Below are 14,628 nucleotides of genomic sequence, written 5' to 3'. Positions count from 1 at the left end.
TCAGGTGCGCGGGCACCCATCACCTCGTCCGGCCGTACGGGGAGGTGTCGTGGGTGCCGGCCTGGCCTCTGCTCCCATTTGGGGGGATTCTACGTGCGGTCCAGCGAAGAGTGAGATTAGCGATCTGTCGCCTTTTATCTGCTTACAAGCGAACTAACGATCTCCTGGGACAACTATCCTATTCTGTCCGGCTACCCACACCCGTCCGGCCGCGCGCCGCGCTGCGCCGCCCCACGCCACCAGGGCCGTCCGGACAACGCCGCAGCCGCACGCCGGTTCCACGGGTTTCGCACCTCGCGCCCGATTCATGAGCTATTGTCATGATGTAGCTAGTTGCCACCTATGTCGGCTGGAGCTGTCGATGTCACACGGCATTCGTCTTCGTACCGTTTCGAGCTGACTCAGGCGGCTTGCCGGCCTACCGGCAGACACCGCCGCCGCGCTCCCATCCGGGGTACGGCGTCAGCGATCTTCACCATGGGCGTCACCCCCCGCGACAGCGGGTGCCTCGCCCTGCCCATCAGGCGGTTCCTGCTCCCCGGTCCTCCGCCTGCCCCGATGTTCGTGGCGACCAGCCACGCGACGAACCGCTATCAGGAAAGGACCACGAATGGACAGGACTCGGACCGTTGCCCGGTCACTGCTCCCCACCGCTACCGTTCTGGCGGCCACGCTGACCCTCGCCGGTCTGCCTGCCGCGCACGGCACGGTCAGCGCCGGACCGGCAGTACAGAAACACCTGCTCGACGACGTGCCGCCCAAGGCGGCCGAACGGTCGGCAGCGCCGACCAGCAGACAGTCGGCAGCGGCAACCGGCAAACCCGAACTGCTGGCGAAGGCCGTACCGGACGAGTGCTTCGGCGGGATCGGCCCCCCGTACCCACCCGAGTGGCCATGCGAGTCCGGAAAGCCGAAGGTGAACCAGTCGTACGTGTGGGGCCTGACCAAGTCCGGCGACCACCTGTGGTTCGGGACGGCAGCCAACGTCCACTGCCTCACCCTCGGGGTAAGCCTCGCCGAGACCGAACCGATCGAGAACGACGACTACGTGTGCGAGTACGGCGAGAGCCCGCAGCGGGCAAAGAGCCCGGCCATACCGCCGGCAGCGGGTGACTGGCGTCCGCCGAAGGTCTATCTCTACGACACGTCATCGCGCAAACTGACCGACAAGACCGGAGCGATCACCAAGAAGTCCGAGATTGACCGGCAACGGTTGGAGTCGACGGTGGGAATCCGTGCCGCCGGCTCACACCAGGGCGTCGTGTTGCTCGGCGGACCGGGCATCCTCGGCATCAACCTGTTCGCCTTCGACGACAAGTCGGGCCGCTACCTCGGCTCGACCACCGTCGCCGCGTACGGCACCATCCGGAATATCGTGGTGGCCGACGGCGCTCTCTACGCCGGCGTCGGCGTGGGACCCGACGGTCTGGCCGGGGGTGCGGTGCTGCGCTGGACCGGTAACAAGTCCAGCCCGTTCAAGTTCATCGTGGTGGGCAAGCTGCCGGCACAGGTCGCGGACCTCGTCGTACACAAGGGACGGATGTTCGTCACGACCTGGCCCAGCGTCGGTCGTGGCGTCCAGTCCCGCACCATCGGCGGCGTATGGATGAGCGGGTGGTTGACGGACGGAAAGCGGGGCCTCACCACGGCCGACGCCATTTCCTGGCGGCAGGTGTGGAGCGTGTCCCAGTACGAGCCGGACCCGGCCGTGGCCGCGACGTACGGTCTCGGCGGCCTCGCCTCCTACGGCGGCCACCTCTACTGGGGAACGATGCACGTGCCGCTGAAGGCCACGCAGGCGCACACGATCCGGAACAAGCCGGCAAGTGACGAGCAGGACAGCCTCGCGACCCAGAACACGCAGCGCTCGACGAGCATCTTCCGGGCCAGCAACTTCGACAAGGGCAAAGCGTCGGCCCAACTGCTGTACGGCGCGGCGGAACTGCCCGCGTTCGACCCGAATGCGAACGACGGGGCAGGCGAATGGCAGCTCCGCCCGACCGGTTACAAGCCCAAGTTCGGCGCGTCGGGATTCGGTAACGCCTACAACAACTACACCTGGAAGATGGTGGTGACCGGCGGTTCGTTGTACGTCGGCACCATGGACTGGAGCTATCTCAGCAAGGATCTGCCGCCGACGGTTGCCGGCCCGGTCCAGGCTGGGCTCGGCGACGCCGATCCCGCGTCGTCCGGGGCCGACCTGTGGGTTTTCGACAACCCGAAGAAGCCGGCCAAGCCGGTGAGCATCACCGGACTCGGCAACTACCTCAACTACGGGATCCGCACCATCGTGGCCGACCGATCAGCTATCTACCTCGGTATGGCAAACCCGATGAACCTGCGTACCGATAAGGGGGATGATGTTCCGGAGGGCGGCTGGGAGCTGATCCGGCTACCCGTGGCCAACTCCAAGTCCTCCGCTGCCAGGCCGTGACCTGCCCGCGGAGAGCTGACCATCCCCTGCCGGAGAGAGTGACGATCCGCAGGGAGTGATCATTCCGTGCGGTCGTTGGCCGGTCGGCGCAGCATGCCGACCGGCCAACGACCACCAGCGACGAGTACCGGATTACCGCGAGGGGCCGAGGCGTCATGTACCAGCGAAACAGGAAAGCGGCCATCGTCCGGCGCACCACGTCGGCAGTGCTGGCGATCATAGGCGTCCTCGCCGTGCTGATCGGCTGCGACGCGGCGCGGCCGCCGCGGGAGAGGGTCGGATCGACCGCGCCCGCCGGGCCCGCCCCGATCGGGACCGCAGCGCCCACGCCCGAGCCGGGCACGCCGACCATTCCCGTGGGATCGTCCGCCCACAACGTCACCGTGGACGGCAGGGAACGCACGTTCCGGCTGTACCGGCCGGCCACGCTGTCGCTGTCGGCGCCGGTACCGCTGGTGGTGATGCTGCACGGTGCCCTCGGCAGCGGCCGCCAGGCGGAGACGGCGTACGGGTGGAACACCGCGGCGGATCGGTACGGCTTCGTGGTCGCATACCCGAACGGCCTCCACCGGTCCTGGGCGGTGAGCAGCGACTGCTGCGGCTTTCCGGCCCGTGACGGCGTCGACGACGTGGCATTCATCAGCGCCACGGTGGCCGCCATCTCCGCCGAGTTGCCGGTCGATCCAGCGCGGGTCTACGCCGCCGGGATGTCCAACGGCGGGATGCTCGCCTATCAGTTGGCCTGCAAAACCACCATCTTCGCCGCCATTGGGGTGGTAGCCGGAAAGCTACTCGGGCAATGCCCGTCACCGGCTCCGATCTCGGTGATCCATGTCCATGGCACAGCCGACGACGTGATCCCGTACGACGGTCGGCCGGGGAAGCTGGACAACGACGGCGTCGGACCGTTGCCGGTCGAGATCGACGGCGGCCCCGTGCCCAACCAGATCGACAGGTGGCGTGAGATCGCACGGTGTGCCGCTCCAGAGGTGCGTACCGTTGGACCGACCACCACGTCGGTCGCGCACTGTCCGGGCGGGCGCGACGTCGAACTGGTCACCATCGCCGGCGCCGGGCATCAATGGCCGGGCGGGGCGCCGCAGTCGGCGGCGGAGCGCCTGCTCGGGTTGGATCCGCCGGCAACGGCGCTGGCCGCTACGGAATCCATCTGGCGCTTCTTCAGCGCCCACGCGCGGGAAGGCTGATCCCGGCCCCGCTGACGCCGTGCCCCTGACGATCGCCACGGCGCTACTGGCCGGCGCCGCGACCGCCACCCGCCACCTGCGCTACCTCCCGCCACCTGCGCTACCTCCCGCCACCTGCGCTACCTCCCGCCACCTGCGCTACCTCCCGGTTACCCAGACGCCAGGGGACCGCGTTCGTCGACCGTGTGGAGGCCGACGAGCGCGCGATCGGCGATGGAACTGTCCCGGGCACCGCCGGATCAGACCAAGAACGGGTTTCACGACGGATGCTTCGTGCTGACGGCCATCAAGCACCGGGCGGCCGCCGGTGCGCCGTCGGTGCGTACGGCGGCGGCGATGGATCGGGCACGGGCACCGATGGAGGGTTGGAGGGTGTGCTTGAGAGCGCTGGTCAGCGAGTCGGCGGTCGGTGCGCCGGCCGGGTGCGCGGTACCGAGATTGAGGTGGTGGATGCGCTGTGCCCAGTAGTGCTGGTCGTACATCTGGGGGATGACGACTTGGGGTGCGCCGGCTCGCGCGGCTGCGGTTGTGGTCCCAGCACCGCCGTGGTGGACGACGGCTGCGACCCGTTTGAACAACGCCTGATGGTTGACCTCGCCGATGACCAGGCAGTCGGGCTCGTCGTCCACCGTCGACAGCTCGGCCCAACCACGGGACACGATCGCCCGGCGACCGAGCGCGCGGGCTGTTTGGACGATCACCTGGCTGAGGTCCTCCGGCGCGGCCATGCTGCCGAAGCCGAAATAGATGGGTGCTTCGCCGGCCTCAAGGAACGCCTCCAGCTCGGGGGACAGTGGACGGTCATCCGGCATTATCCAGGCCCCTGTCTGAAACACGACCGGATCCCCGGGATCGGGCCATGGCGCCAATACGGGGTCGGCGGCCAGCCACGGCCGATCGGTGAAGATGTGGCTACGCACGTCACTGACCGGGGCCAGCCCCAATGATGCCCGATGGGAATTGAGCAAGGTGCCGAACGTGTCATTGAAGCGTTGTGCATTCCCAGCCCAGAGCTCATGTTTGTCGGCGGTTGCAGGCGTCGGCGGCTGTCCCGGTAGAGGCAGGGAGGGTGGCGCGTGGGATGGCGATGGCAAGACTGTCGGGCAGTAGGCGACGAAGACGTAAGGGATTCCCATAGCCTCGGCCAGTGAACGAGCGGCGATCTGTAGGGCTGTTGCAGCCACGATGATGTCGCAGCCTTGGGCTGCCGCCGCGATCGTCTCGAATTGGGTGGCGACCGTGGCTTCCGCGAGCTGACGTCGGCGCTCGGGCGAGAGTTGGATCGGGGTGCTCGGTGAGCTGAAGGGCGAGGTCTTGCGCAGCTCAAGACCGATGGGCGTGACGGGGATGCCGAGGCTGTCGATCCAGTCGTGAAAGTCGGGCGGCGCGCACAGCCGGACCTCCTGACCAATGGCTCTCAACTGTAACGCCAGCGCCACCAGCGGCTGAACATCGCCCCGCGATCCGATTGTCGACAGCAACACGCGCATCAGAACCCCCTCCGGCAGAGCCTTGGCTATTGCTTGGTTGGCGCATCGTGAACATGAATTTGTCTCCGTAAGCCGCGAGCTGATCGGGCCCACGGCCACAAATTCTGCACCTGCACCATGCTCTTACCGCAAGTCCCCTGCGGGCATATGTTGAACTGAGAGCACGGATCATCATCGCCGGACACGACTCCATCCAGAACCTCCGCCGCGGTCACTGAACCTTTTTCAACCTCCCCTTGCGGTGCGGTGGACCGCAAGGTCAGACGCGGTGCGCGAGCGCCGCGCGGTTCAGGTTGAAAAAGGTTCACTACGTACCCGCCCGGCCAGGTAGGGCAGGCCGAAGCCCCGGTGCACTCCTCCAGGTGATTTGGATCGATGGGCGGGTCGCCCTCCGGCCATCCCGATTACCGTTATGAGAGGCACGCCCGGCCCGAGAGCAACCGATCGCCGGCCGGCCACGGGGGCGGGGGCGGCATGCGATGTGGTTGGTCTTGTGCGATCCCGAGGACCACGCCGCGCTCTGGGTGTACCAGGGACTGCGGCGGCTCGGCCTCGCCCCCCTGGAAGTACTCTCCCCACAGGATCTGTGGTCGGCGACTCGCTCGGTGCACCGGCTCGACCGGGCTGGAGCGACGTTCACCATCGTGTTGGCGGACGGCCGCACTCTGGTCAGTGGCGACATCGCCGGCGTGCTCAACCGGTGGTCCTCACTACCGGCCGAGCGGTTTGCCTTCACCACGGACGCTGACGCGCGTTATGCCAGTGAGGAGTTCGAGGCACTGGCACTCAGTTGGTTGGCGTGCCTCGGGCCGGCTGCCATAAACCGGCCGAATGCGCGTGGTCTCGCCGGCGCCTGGCGTACCCCTGCCGAGTGGGCGATGCTCGCGACGCTGGCCGGGCTGCCAGTGGGTACCGTGACGCTGTCCACCCGCCGCTTGGCTGCCGCACCTGAATCGCCTGGACCCACCAGGTCTGCTGTCCCTCCTGGCGTACCGGGCAGTTCGCCGCCTCGGTGCTGTCAAGGCATACCTCGGCGGACTTCGAGGAAACGGGCCCGCCGGTTGGTCGTTCGTCGCGTCACCGGTCCTGTCGGGCATGCGGACCGGGTTGAGCCGGCTGATGATCGGTGAACCTTTTTCAATCTGGACCGCGCGGCGCTCACGCACCGCGTCCGACCTTGCGGTCCGTCGGCGCGAGCCATCCGCACCGGTGTCCGGGTCGCCACGGTCGCCGCACCGCCGACCTCGACCGACCGCGCGGACTGGTCGGCCTCACACTCGGCCGCCATGGTTCCCGCCGCCGCCTTCGGGGCGTTCCTGCCCGCCGTCTGCTGGAGGACATGGGTCAGCTCGTGTGCGAGCAGGGCCCTTCCCGCTGGTTCGTGGGGACGGTAGGCGCCAGGACCGAAGACGATATCCCGCCCGATCGTGTACGCGGCGGCGCCCACCGCATCCGCGGACGCCGCCGCTGACGGACTCGTGTGCACCCGCACGTCGGCGAGGCCGGCGCCGAAGCGGGACTCCATCTCCGCCCGAACGGTGGGCTCCAACGGACGGCCCGGGGCGCCCACCGCACCAGCGTCGGCCGCCGAGGGTCCGGCGGCACCGGGAACCCGCCGTACGGCCCCGGCCCGGACCGGATCCGACAACCAGGCAAGGAAGTCTGCCGCCGTGCCGGAATCCGGTAGGAGCCCATCCGCGGAGAGCGGCAGGTCGTGACCATGCGTCCCGGGGCGTGACGGGTCCGGTCGTCGATCACGCCGTGGCTGCCCGCCAGCCGACTCGGTGACCGTCAGTCGCGATCTCACCAGGCGATTCATCGTCCCGCCCTCCTGGCCCCAACCCGAGCCACTGGCGGAAGGGTAACGCTACGATCAGTGACAGCTCCCCCGAACGGCGTGATGGCGTTCGGACGATCCAACCCGGCGGCGACCTGCTCGTACAGGTGCAGTCGCTATCACCGCCAGCAAGTCACCCTTAACGCTCGGTAACAGATGCCGCCCCCGCAGGGTGTCTGTGGCAACCCGTGAGCAGTTCCTCGAAGGCGGCGGCGCCGGCCGGGTCCCCCGCCCTACCCCGCCAGCCGGCGAGGTTGTTGCGGGTTGGTACGGCTCACGGCTGACGGTGTCCTGGTGGCCAAGGTCGGTTGGCGGGGCTCCTGGGAGCGCTTCGGCGAGGCGGTCGACGCACTGCGCGGCCTGACGTGTGGTCGGGAAGGCGGTCTTCGACGTCGAGCCCGATGGGTGAGCACACGCCGGGGTCTGCGGGTACCGGGTACTCGACGACCACCGCGTGATGTCGGGGTCAGGAGACCGGCGGCTGGGGTGCCTGCTGCGTGTGGTGGTCCAGTAGGCGGGTGAGTAGTTGCACGAACTGGTCGCGTTCGGCGGGGAGCAGCGGGGCGAGCAGCTCTTCGTGGAGGTCGTCCAGGACCTTGTCGAGGCGGCGCAGATGTCGGCGGCCCTGGGCGGTGATCGTGATGACGTTGCGGCGGCGGTCGTCGGGATCCGGCGCCCGCTCGACGAGGCCGCGTTCCGCGAGTTCGTTGAGGACGCCGACCATGTCGCTGCGGTAGATGCCAGTACGTCGACTCAGCGTCGCCTGGCTCCCCGGGCCGAACTCCTGCACCGAGGCGAGCACCGCGTAGTGCCACCTGCGGGCATCGGCCTTGGCCAGCCCCTCGGTCATCAGCCGGTCCGACCGCGCGGACAGGTGTGACAGCAGGCGACTGGCCCGTCGGCGCAGTCTGTCCGGCGTCTTGATCCCACCATCGTCGGGCATGTCCACGGCTACGGCTCTGCTGGTCATGACGCCGATCATACCCGGTTGCGTTAGTCAGACTAACGATGTACCTTCGTTCTCGCCACAAACGTTAGGCAACCAAACGTTAGGCTAGTGAACGGATATGGAGACCATCGTGACGACCGCACCCCATGCCTTCGGCACCGCGCTCATCGGCCAGACCGAAAAAGCGCTCAACGCAATCCTGGACCGACAGCTCGCCGGGACCGGCATCACCGAACCCCAATGGGTGACCCTCACCCTGACCATGGCCAGCGGCGGGGCCATCGACCGGACCGAACTCATCCGCCGGGTCAACAGCGCCACACAATTCAGCCAGGCATCGGTGACCGAACGCATCACCGAGCTGACCGCCGCAGGGTTCCTACGCGACAGCGGCGACGACCGCGTCCAGATCACCGACGAAGGCCAGGCACGCTGGACGCAGATCCGCACCGCGATCGGCCCCATCACCCAGAGACTGTGGGGCGACCTGCCAGCCGAGGACCTGGCCGTCGCGGGCCGCGTCCTGGGCATCGTCCTGGACCGGGCCAACACCGTACTGGTCAGCCCCTGAACCCTTCTTCCTCAACAACACGCCACCCGACACAAGACACCATCACCACCCGCCAAAACGAAAGAGGATGCCATGTCCACAGACACGCTGATCGCCGACCGCATCGAGATCACCGATCTGTTCACCCGCTTCGCACTCCTGCTCGACGAGAAACGGTGGGAGGACGCCGACACCGTCTTCACCGACGATGTGGCCGTACACTCCCCACGCGGAGGCGAACTCCGCGGCATCGACAAGGTCGTCAGCTTCATGCGACAGGGCGAGGTCGACGGGCAACACGCCCAGCACACGACCACCGACCTGCTGGTGGACATCCACGGCAACCAGGCGACCGTCTCGGCGAACTCGCTGGTGTACTACTACCGCGACGGCCAACCACCCCACTTCACGGGCGGGCTACGACTGGCCGCCACCGTGGTACGCACACCGGCGGGCTGGCGAATCCACGAACAGCGGATCACGCCCGCTTGGACCCGCGAAAACTGACCTCCCAAAGGTCAAGACCCAGGTGCACAAGGGGCCGGACGCTGACCCCGCCCGGCCCCATCACGAAGACCCCCTCAGACTACCGATCGTCTCCCCCGCCACCACCGCCGACCACGCCATGCCGGCAGCCGGGTGCAGGGCTCGGTGTGGCAAATCGGCAAAGCGGGTGGGGCAACTGCGCCAGCGCTACGAGCGTCGATTACCCGCCGCGTCGGAGGGCCGAGGATGGAAGTCGGCGAGGTCGGCTACCACCTGGGTGGCTTCTGGTACGCCGAGTGCCTGGTACAGGTGCAAGGACTGCCGCAGGAGGGCGGCGGCGGAGACGATGTCACCGAGGTCGGCGGCGGCGCGCCCGGTACCTTCGAGGGCGCGGGCCTCTTCAAGGCGGTGGCCGTGACGGTGGGCGATGGCCTGGGCTTCCCGATGTAGGGTCTGCGCCTGGTCGGGGTGTCCGGTGAGCCGGCGTAGGGTGCCGAGGTGGTTGAGGGCTTCCGCCTCGTCGTCGGGGGCGCTCATCGCGCGCAGCGTGGTGAGCGCCTGCTGGAACAGGTCTTCAGCGGCGGCATAGTTGCCGGTCAGGTGCCGCACCACCGTCCTCGCCTTTGACGGTCAGCACCCGTCCGCCGGCACGGAGTTCGGCAAGCAAATCGGCCATGGTCCACGTGGGCCGGACGGCGAACCGGCTCGCGATGATCGCGATCGCCAGTGGCAGGAACCCGCACACCGCGACCAGCTCCGCGACCGCGTCTGGCTCGCCCTCCGCACGGGGGACCAGCCGGAGGAACATCGCCGCAGCGTCGTCGGGGGGCAGGAGCTGCAGGTTGACATGAATGGCCTCGCGCAGGTCGGCCAGCCGAACCCGGGAGGTGATCAGCACGAGCGCCTCGTTGGAGCCGGGCAGCAGCGGCCGTACCTGCGCCGTTGACCGCACGTTGTCCAGCACGAGCAGGACGCGTTTGCCGCGCATCCGGTCCCGCCACAGCGCCGAGCGGGCCTGCACCCCGTCGGGCAGTTGTCGGGGATCGAGGCCGTCGGCACGCAGCAGGTCGGCGAGGGCATCGGCCGGCTCGGTGGGCTCGTGACCAGGGGTGTGGCCGTACAGGTCAACGAAGAGCCGCCGGTCCGGAAACCCGCCGGCCAGCCGGTGCGCGGCACGCACCGCCAGCGCGGTCTTGCCGATGCCAGGCATGCCGTCGATGGCGTGGATCGCGACCACCCCACTCGGCACGGCGGCCTCGGTGACCATGGCGGTGATCTGCTCCAGTTCAGGATCCCGGCCGACGAACACGGCCTGTTCTGCCGGCAGCGTGTCCCGCGCCGGTGCTGCACCGCCGTGCAGGTTGAGTTCGGTCAGAGCGTGGAACACCTCGACTTCCAGCCGCTCCACCGTGGAGAACGTGCGCAGGATCAATCCGGCGTCACCCAGCCGAGCCCGGAAGCCGTCGATGCGCGACCGGTCCGCGTCCACCACGCCGGCCGGCAGATCAGGACGCTCGTCGAGCAGGAACACCAACCGCGGAAGCCCAACCTCCGTGGCCGTCTGGAACTCCAGCTCCGTGTACGAAACGGACGTGTCCGGGACGATCGACCCGTACCGGAACCCCACCACCGCCACGTACACGTCACACGCCCGGACCTGCTCCTGGCAATATCCGGCGGGCTGACCGTCGCGCGCCGCGAAGTAGGCCATGTCCACCGGCACCAGCCGCGCCCGGTTCACCGCGTCGATCGCCGCCCGCACGAACGACACCGTCCGATCCGGGTACCCCGCCATGTCCGAGGTGTGGCTGATGAACACCCGCGCGCCACCCGTCATGAAACTCTCTCCAGGCCACTCGACAACCTCACCCCGTTGGGGACACCCTGCTCACCGTCGCTGTCCAAGGAAATCATCCGAGGCGCCAAGGTCACCGCCCCGAATGTGGCGATCTCATCGACCGTGATCTGCGAGTACTCGGTTGACCGTCCGGGGCGACCGTCCTCCTCGCGTGGCAAGCCGTGCTCGTGACGGTCGTGAAGGGGTCCGGAGACCGTCTCCCTCGACGGTGACGCAGGGGATGAACGCGGACGAATCCTGACGGCGGTATGCGCGCTTGTTCGCGGGTGGCCGCCAGCTCAGTTCAGGATCCGGCTGGCCGCGATGGCGGCGTACCCGCTCGCGCTCGGTTTGGGGGTACGAGAGAACGTCTCTCTGTCCACCGTGTGCAGCCCGAAGTGGAAGATGTTGTAGCCGGCGGTCCACTCGAAGTTGTCCAGCAGGGTCCAGTGGCAGTAGCCGAGCACCGGTACGCCGTCGTCAATCGCGTCGAGCAGGCCGGCCAGCGACGGTTCGATGAAGGCCGCCCGTAAAGCGTCGTCGTCGATGCCGATGCCGTGTTCGGTCACGAAGACCGGCACGCCGCTGATCTCGTGTGCGTACCGCACGGCGCCCCCAAGCGATTCCGCGTCGATCGCCGAGCCCAGCTGGTTGAGGGTGGCCCCCTGTGGCGGCGGCAATAGCCCGGCGGCGTCGTAGACCGCGCTCTCGTAGTTCTGGATGCCGATGAAGTCGTCCTCGCGTGCCAGCCGCAGCCAGTGGTCGTACACCTCGGCGCGCTTGCGGTCGCGCAGCGTCGCGTCGTCGCCGGCCACGCGGTCGTCCACGATGGCGATGGACAGGCCCACGGGCAGGTCGGGCCGCTTGGCCTTGAGCGCTGCCCGGGCGGCGAGGTGGCCCGCCGTCATGCCATCCCGCATGGCGTCAAGTTCTTCCGGCAGCATGATGTTGCTGACGCGGTAGCGGGGCACGCCCGCGGCGGCGCTGGCGGCCTCCAGCGTGGCCCGCTCCAACTCGCGGACGGATGCCGGCAGGTCCGCCCAGGACTGTAGCTGCGGCAGGTTCGGTTCGTTGAGCGTGACAACCGCGGTGATCCGGTCACCGAAGTGGTCCAGCACTTTGTCGCAGTACCGGGCGAACAGCTCGGGCGCGGCGGCATCCAGCCAGCCGCCGCGCTTGGCGAACCAATGTGGGCACGTCATGTGGTTGACAGTCACGACCGGAGCCAGGCCCCGCTGCGAGCAGCTGTCGACAATCGCCGCATAGTGATCCAACGCCTCGCTGGAAAAGGTGCCCTCCCACGGCTCGACCCTGGCCCACTCCACGGAGAACCGGAAGGCGCCCAGCCGCATGGCCTGAACCAGATCGAGGTCTTCGCGCCACAGTTCCCAGCTGTTGCAGGCACGGCCGGAGCGTTCAGCGAAGACCGTCGGCTGGACGTTCTCCAGGAACCAGGTGTCGCTGCTGGTGTTGTCCCCCTCGGTCTGGTGACCGGACGTGGCGACACCGAAGAGGAAGCTGTCAGGGAAGCGCCTCATGCGGCTCATCATCCCTTGACCGCTCCATGATCGGACGCACTGATTTCGGCAGCGGGCGACAGGCTCGGCACCCGTCCCCCGCCCTCAGGTGGTCACGGAACGGATGTACCGAGCGTGACAGTCTTCGACACGGTGCAGCACACAGTCGGCAGCAGATCCGGGATGGGTTCGCCTGAGCAGGTACCGCGCGTCGAGTGCGGGATGAGCTCTTGGCGGCCGTCGTGCCCAGCGCATGATGTTGGTCGTGGACGAACTCAGGGATTTCATCTGCCAGATGGAGATAGCCGTGCTGGAGGAGTCGTCGCTGTACGAGATCCCACTGGGCTCGGTCGACATGGTGACGCCCCCGGTAAAGCATGGCCCCTGGCCTGCGGCTACCTGCGCGGCCGTCTTGCAGGTCTGGCATACGGCCGGCTGGATCGGTCTACACCTTCCGGAGCATCCCCGCGAGTGGAACATCGTCGCCGCTGACTGGTGCACCCGGCTCGTCGATGGCGGAAGCTTGATCGGACCGGACGCGGAGGAGCTCCTCAACCACCCGGAACGCTGGATCTTGGGCCATGCCGGCGGGCACGCCGCGCCCTACAGAACCGCAGCTGGCGAGACGACACCGTGGGAACAGTGGTACGGCCCTGCCCTCGAAACAGCGCAACACTTGCCGCTCAAACCGCACGACTCGAGGAGCTGACGGCGGTACCACGTCCATGCTCATCGACACGACTGGGTCTCCGGCCTCCTGGCGCGTCGCCGGGCAGGGTAGCCGGCCGACGGCTGTGTGACGCTCGGTCAGCGGCAGATCAGTGCGCCGCAATTGTCTGCGGATGTTCGGTGGGCGGGCATCCCGGCCGGCGGCCTGGCGATGTGGTTCTTTACACGATCGGCGGGTCATGGCTGGATGGACTGGTGACCGATGGGTTCGACGAAGCCGTCAGCGGCATGATGCGCGCGATTGAGGCCAACTGGGACGCCCGGACGCCGGTCCATCTGGCCAGTGAGTTCTACGGTGTCGGCAGGCGGGACGCCGAGTTCTGGTTCGCCGAGTTCGAGTGGGCCGACCTGGGCAGCCTGTCGGGTCGCGACGTGCTGCACCTACAGTGCCATCTCGGGACCGAGACGGCGGCGTTCGCCCGGCGCGGGGCCCGGGCGGTCGGCCTCGACCTCTCCGGCGCGGCCGTGGCAGCGGCCCGGCGGATCGCCGCCGACGCTGGGCTTGACATCGAGTACGTACAGGCCAACGTCTTCGACGCCGTGCGGGCCGTTTCCGGTCGCCGGTTCGATGTCGTCTACACCGGCAAGGGTGCCCTGGTCTACGTGCCCGACCTGGACCGCTGGGCACGCGTGGTCGCCGAACTGTTGCGACCCGGCGGAATCGTGTACGTGGTGGAGTTCCACCCGCTGCTGGCGGCACTCGGCCTGGTTCCGGCGGCGGACGAGGGCACCGATCTGGTGCTCCGCCATGACTATCTGGCCGGGGGTGGCCCCCGCCGACTCGACTCCGCCCACAGTTACACCGACGGGCCGCCGCTGGACGGCTCCACGGTGAGTTACGAGTGGTCACATGGTCTCGGTGAACTGGTCACCGCGCTGGTCGACGCCGGCCTGCGGGTGACCGCGCTACGGGAAACCGACGAGGTGCCGTGGCCGCGCTGGCGCCGGATGATCACCACGGAGCGAGGTTGGTGGCGGCTGCCAGCCGACGAGCCGCGAATCCCGCTGATGTATGGGCTGCGGGCCACCGCTCCCGCTGGCTGACCTGTACCACCGCCAACCTGCGCAGTCATTCTCTGACCAGCACAAGGGTTGATTGACAGGGGTACGGCGGCATGGATGCGACGTAGGAACCGCCGACTATGATCCGGTGACCGCACCAGAGGAGTCAGATGGAGACCTGGCGTTTCCTGGCAGGTGCCGCCATGAGCCTGGCCGTGAGTCTCGTCGGCGTCGCCTTGGCCACCAACTTTCGCGGCGTGACGGAGTGGCACGTGCGGCGGTCGATGGTGAAGGCGAGCGTGCTGCGGCGAGTTCCACCGTGGTGCTGGTTATCAGATGTGCCGGGTGAGAAGCGTCTAGCGCGTTTCATCCTGCTGGAACGGCTGATTGGCGTGGCCTTCGCTGTGGCCGGCGTCATGATCTTTGTTGGTGTTGGCTACGGCATCTTGACCGGTCAGCCGATGCGGACGGTGAAGTAGGCAGCGCGATCTCACCGCCGCCAGGTCGCTCAACACCGCAGCTATCGCTACGGGCCGCCCGCGGGGCCGCCCGGGAACTCGCCTGGGCCCAACTGGCGGAGACCCGCCGGTCG

At 68.1% G+C, this 14,628-nt stretch carries 13 protein-coding genes; 7 read left to right on the top strand and 6 right to left on the bottom strand.

Features of this window, described 5'->3' with window-relative positions; genetic code table 11:
- Nucleotides 1–610 precede the first annotated feature (610 nt).
- Both ACSMXO_RS12545 and ACSMXO_RS12540 read left to right on the top strand, forming a co-directional pair.
- A complete protein-coding gene (locus tag ACSMXO_RS12545; RefSeq protein WP_455417847.1) occupies nt 611–2,434 on the top strand; it encodes a hypothetical protein in 1,824 nt (607 codons plus the stop codon).
- A gap of 356 nt (nt 2,435–2,790) precedes the next feature.
- Nucleotides 2,791–3,639: an alpha/beta hydrolase family esterase gene (locus tag ACSMXO_RS12540; RefSeq protein WP_455417846.1), complete on the top strand. Its 849-nt coding sequence runs from the start codon at nt 2,791–2,793 to the stop codon at nt 3,637–3,639.
- A 257-nt stretch (nt 3,640–3,896) separates the two neighbouring features.
- On the opposite strand, the gene ACSMXO_RS12535 is transcribed toward ACSMXO_RS12540, so the two are convergent.
- The 3 genes from ACSMXO_RS12535 to ACSMXO_RS12525 all read right to left on the bottom strand — a co-directional run bounded on the left by ACSMXO_RS12535 (nt 3,897) and on the right by ACSMXO_RS12525 (nt 7,936).
- Complete coding sequence (locus tag ACSMXO_RS12535; protein WP_346262437.1) at nt 3,897–5,129, bottom strand: glycosyltransferase; 1,233 nt, start codon at nt 5,127–5,129, stop codon at nt 3,897–3,899.
- A gap of 1,018 nt (nt 5,130–6,147) precedes the next feature.
- Nucleotides 6,148–6,948 (bottom strand): eCIS core domain-containing protein, encoded by an 801-nt coding sequence (locus tag ACSMXO_RS12530; protein ID WP_455417845.1) that lies wholly within the window; start codon nt 6,946–6,948, stop codon nt 6,148–6,150.
- Between the two features lie 484 nt (nt 6,949–7,432).
- Nucleotides 7,433–7,936 carry a MarR family winged helix-turn-helix transcriptional regulator gene (locus tag ACSMXO_RS12525; protein ID WP_455417844.1) on the bottom strand — a complete coding sequence of 168 codons (504 nt, stop codon included), beginning with the start codon at nt 7,934–7,936 and terminating at the stop codon, nt 7,433–7,435.
- A gap of 97 nt (nt 7,937–8,033) precedes the next feature.
- Here ACSMXO_RS12525 and ACSMXO_RS12520 point away from each other — a divergent pair, with 97 nt between their 5' ends.
- Together ACSMXO_RS12520 and ACSMXO_RS12515 are read left to right on the top strand one after the other, a co-directional pair.
- The gene (locus tag ACSMXO_RS12520; protein ID WP_455417843.1) at nt 8,034–8,486 is read left to right on the top strand and encodes a MarR family winged helix-turn-helix transcriptional regulator; all 453 of its coding nucleotides are present in this window, start codon (nt 8,034–8,036) and stop codon (nt 8,484–8,486) included.
- Between the two features lie 72 nt (nt 8,487–8,558).
- On the top strand, nt 8,559–8,972 hold the full coding sequence (locus ACSMXO_RS12515) for a nuclear transport factor 2 family protein (RefSeq protein WP_455417842.1): 414 nt from the start codon (nt 8,559–8,561) through the stop codon (nt 8,970–8,972).
- Nucleotides 8,973–9,158: 186 nt separating this feature from the next.
- Here the strand turns inward: ACSMXO_RS12515 and ACSMXO_RS12510 are convergent, their stop codons facing one another.
- The 3 genes from ACSMXO_RS12510 to ACSMXO_RS12500 form a co-directional block, all read right to left on the bottom strand.
- Entirely contained in the window at nt 9,159–9,563 is a 405-nt protein-coding gene (locus ACSMXO_RS12510) for a tetratricopeptide repeat protein (RefSeq protein WP_455417841.1), read from the bottom strand.
- A complete protein-coding gene (locus ACSMXO_RS12505; RefSeq protein ID WP_455417840.1) occupies nt 9,526–10,788 on the bottom strand; it encodes a DUF4062 domain-containing protein in 1,263 nt (420 codons plus the stop codon). Before ACSMXO_RS12505 ends, ACSMXO_RS12510 begins: the two co-directional genes overlap by 38 nt.
- A 299-nt stretch (nt 10,789–11,087) precedes the next feature.
- Complete coding sequence (locus ACSMXO_RS12500) at nt 11,088–12,338, bottom strand: family 1 glycosylhydrolase (protein WP_455417839.1); 1,251 nt, start codon at nt 12,336–12,338, stop codon at nt 11,088–11,090.
- Between the two features lie 232 nt (nt 12,339–12,570).
- On the opposite strand from ACSMXO_RS12500, the gene ACSMXO_RS12495 reads away from it, so the two are divergent.
- The 3 genes from ACSMXO_RS12495 to ACSMXO_RS12485 all read left to right on the top strand — a co-directional run bounded on the left by ACSMXO_RS12495 (nt 12,571) and on the right by ACSMXO_RS12485 (nt 14,515).
- Nucleotides 12,571–13,014 carry a hypothetical protein gene (locus ACSMXO_RS12495; protein WP_455417838.1) on the top strand — a complete coding sequence of 148 codons (444 nt, stop codon included), beginning with the start codon at nt 12,571–12,573 and terminating at the stop codon, nt 13,012–13,014.
- Nucleotides 13,015–13,229: 215 nt separating this feature from the next.
- Nucleotides 13,230–14,078 (top strand): class I SAM-dependent methyltransferase, encoded by an 849-nt coding sequence (locus tag ACSMXO_RS12490; protein ID WP_455417837.1) that lies wholly within the window; start codon nt 13,230–13,232, stop codon nt 14,076–14,078.
- Between the two features lie 128 nt (nt 14,079–14,206).
- Nucleotides 14,207–14,515, top strand: a complete 309-nt coding sequence (locus ACSMXO_RS12485) for a hypothetical protein (RefSeq protein ID WP_346262445.1) — start codon at nt 14,207–14,209, stop codon at nt 14,513–14,515.
- Nucleotides 14,516–14,628 lie beyond the last annotated feature (113 nt).

Source organism: Plantactinospora sp. DSM 117369, from assembly GCF_053764795.1.
The sequence above is the reverse complement of the archived record's forward strand: the minus strand, read 5'-3'. Positions and strand labels throughout refer to the sequence as shown.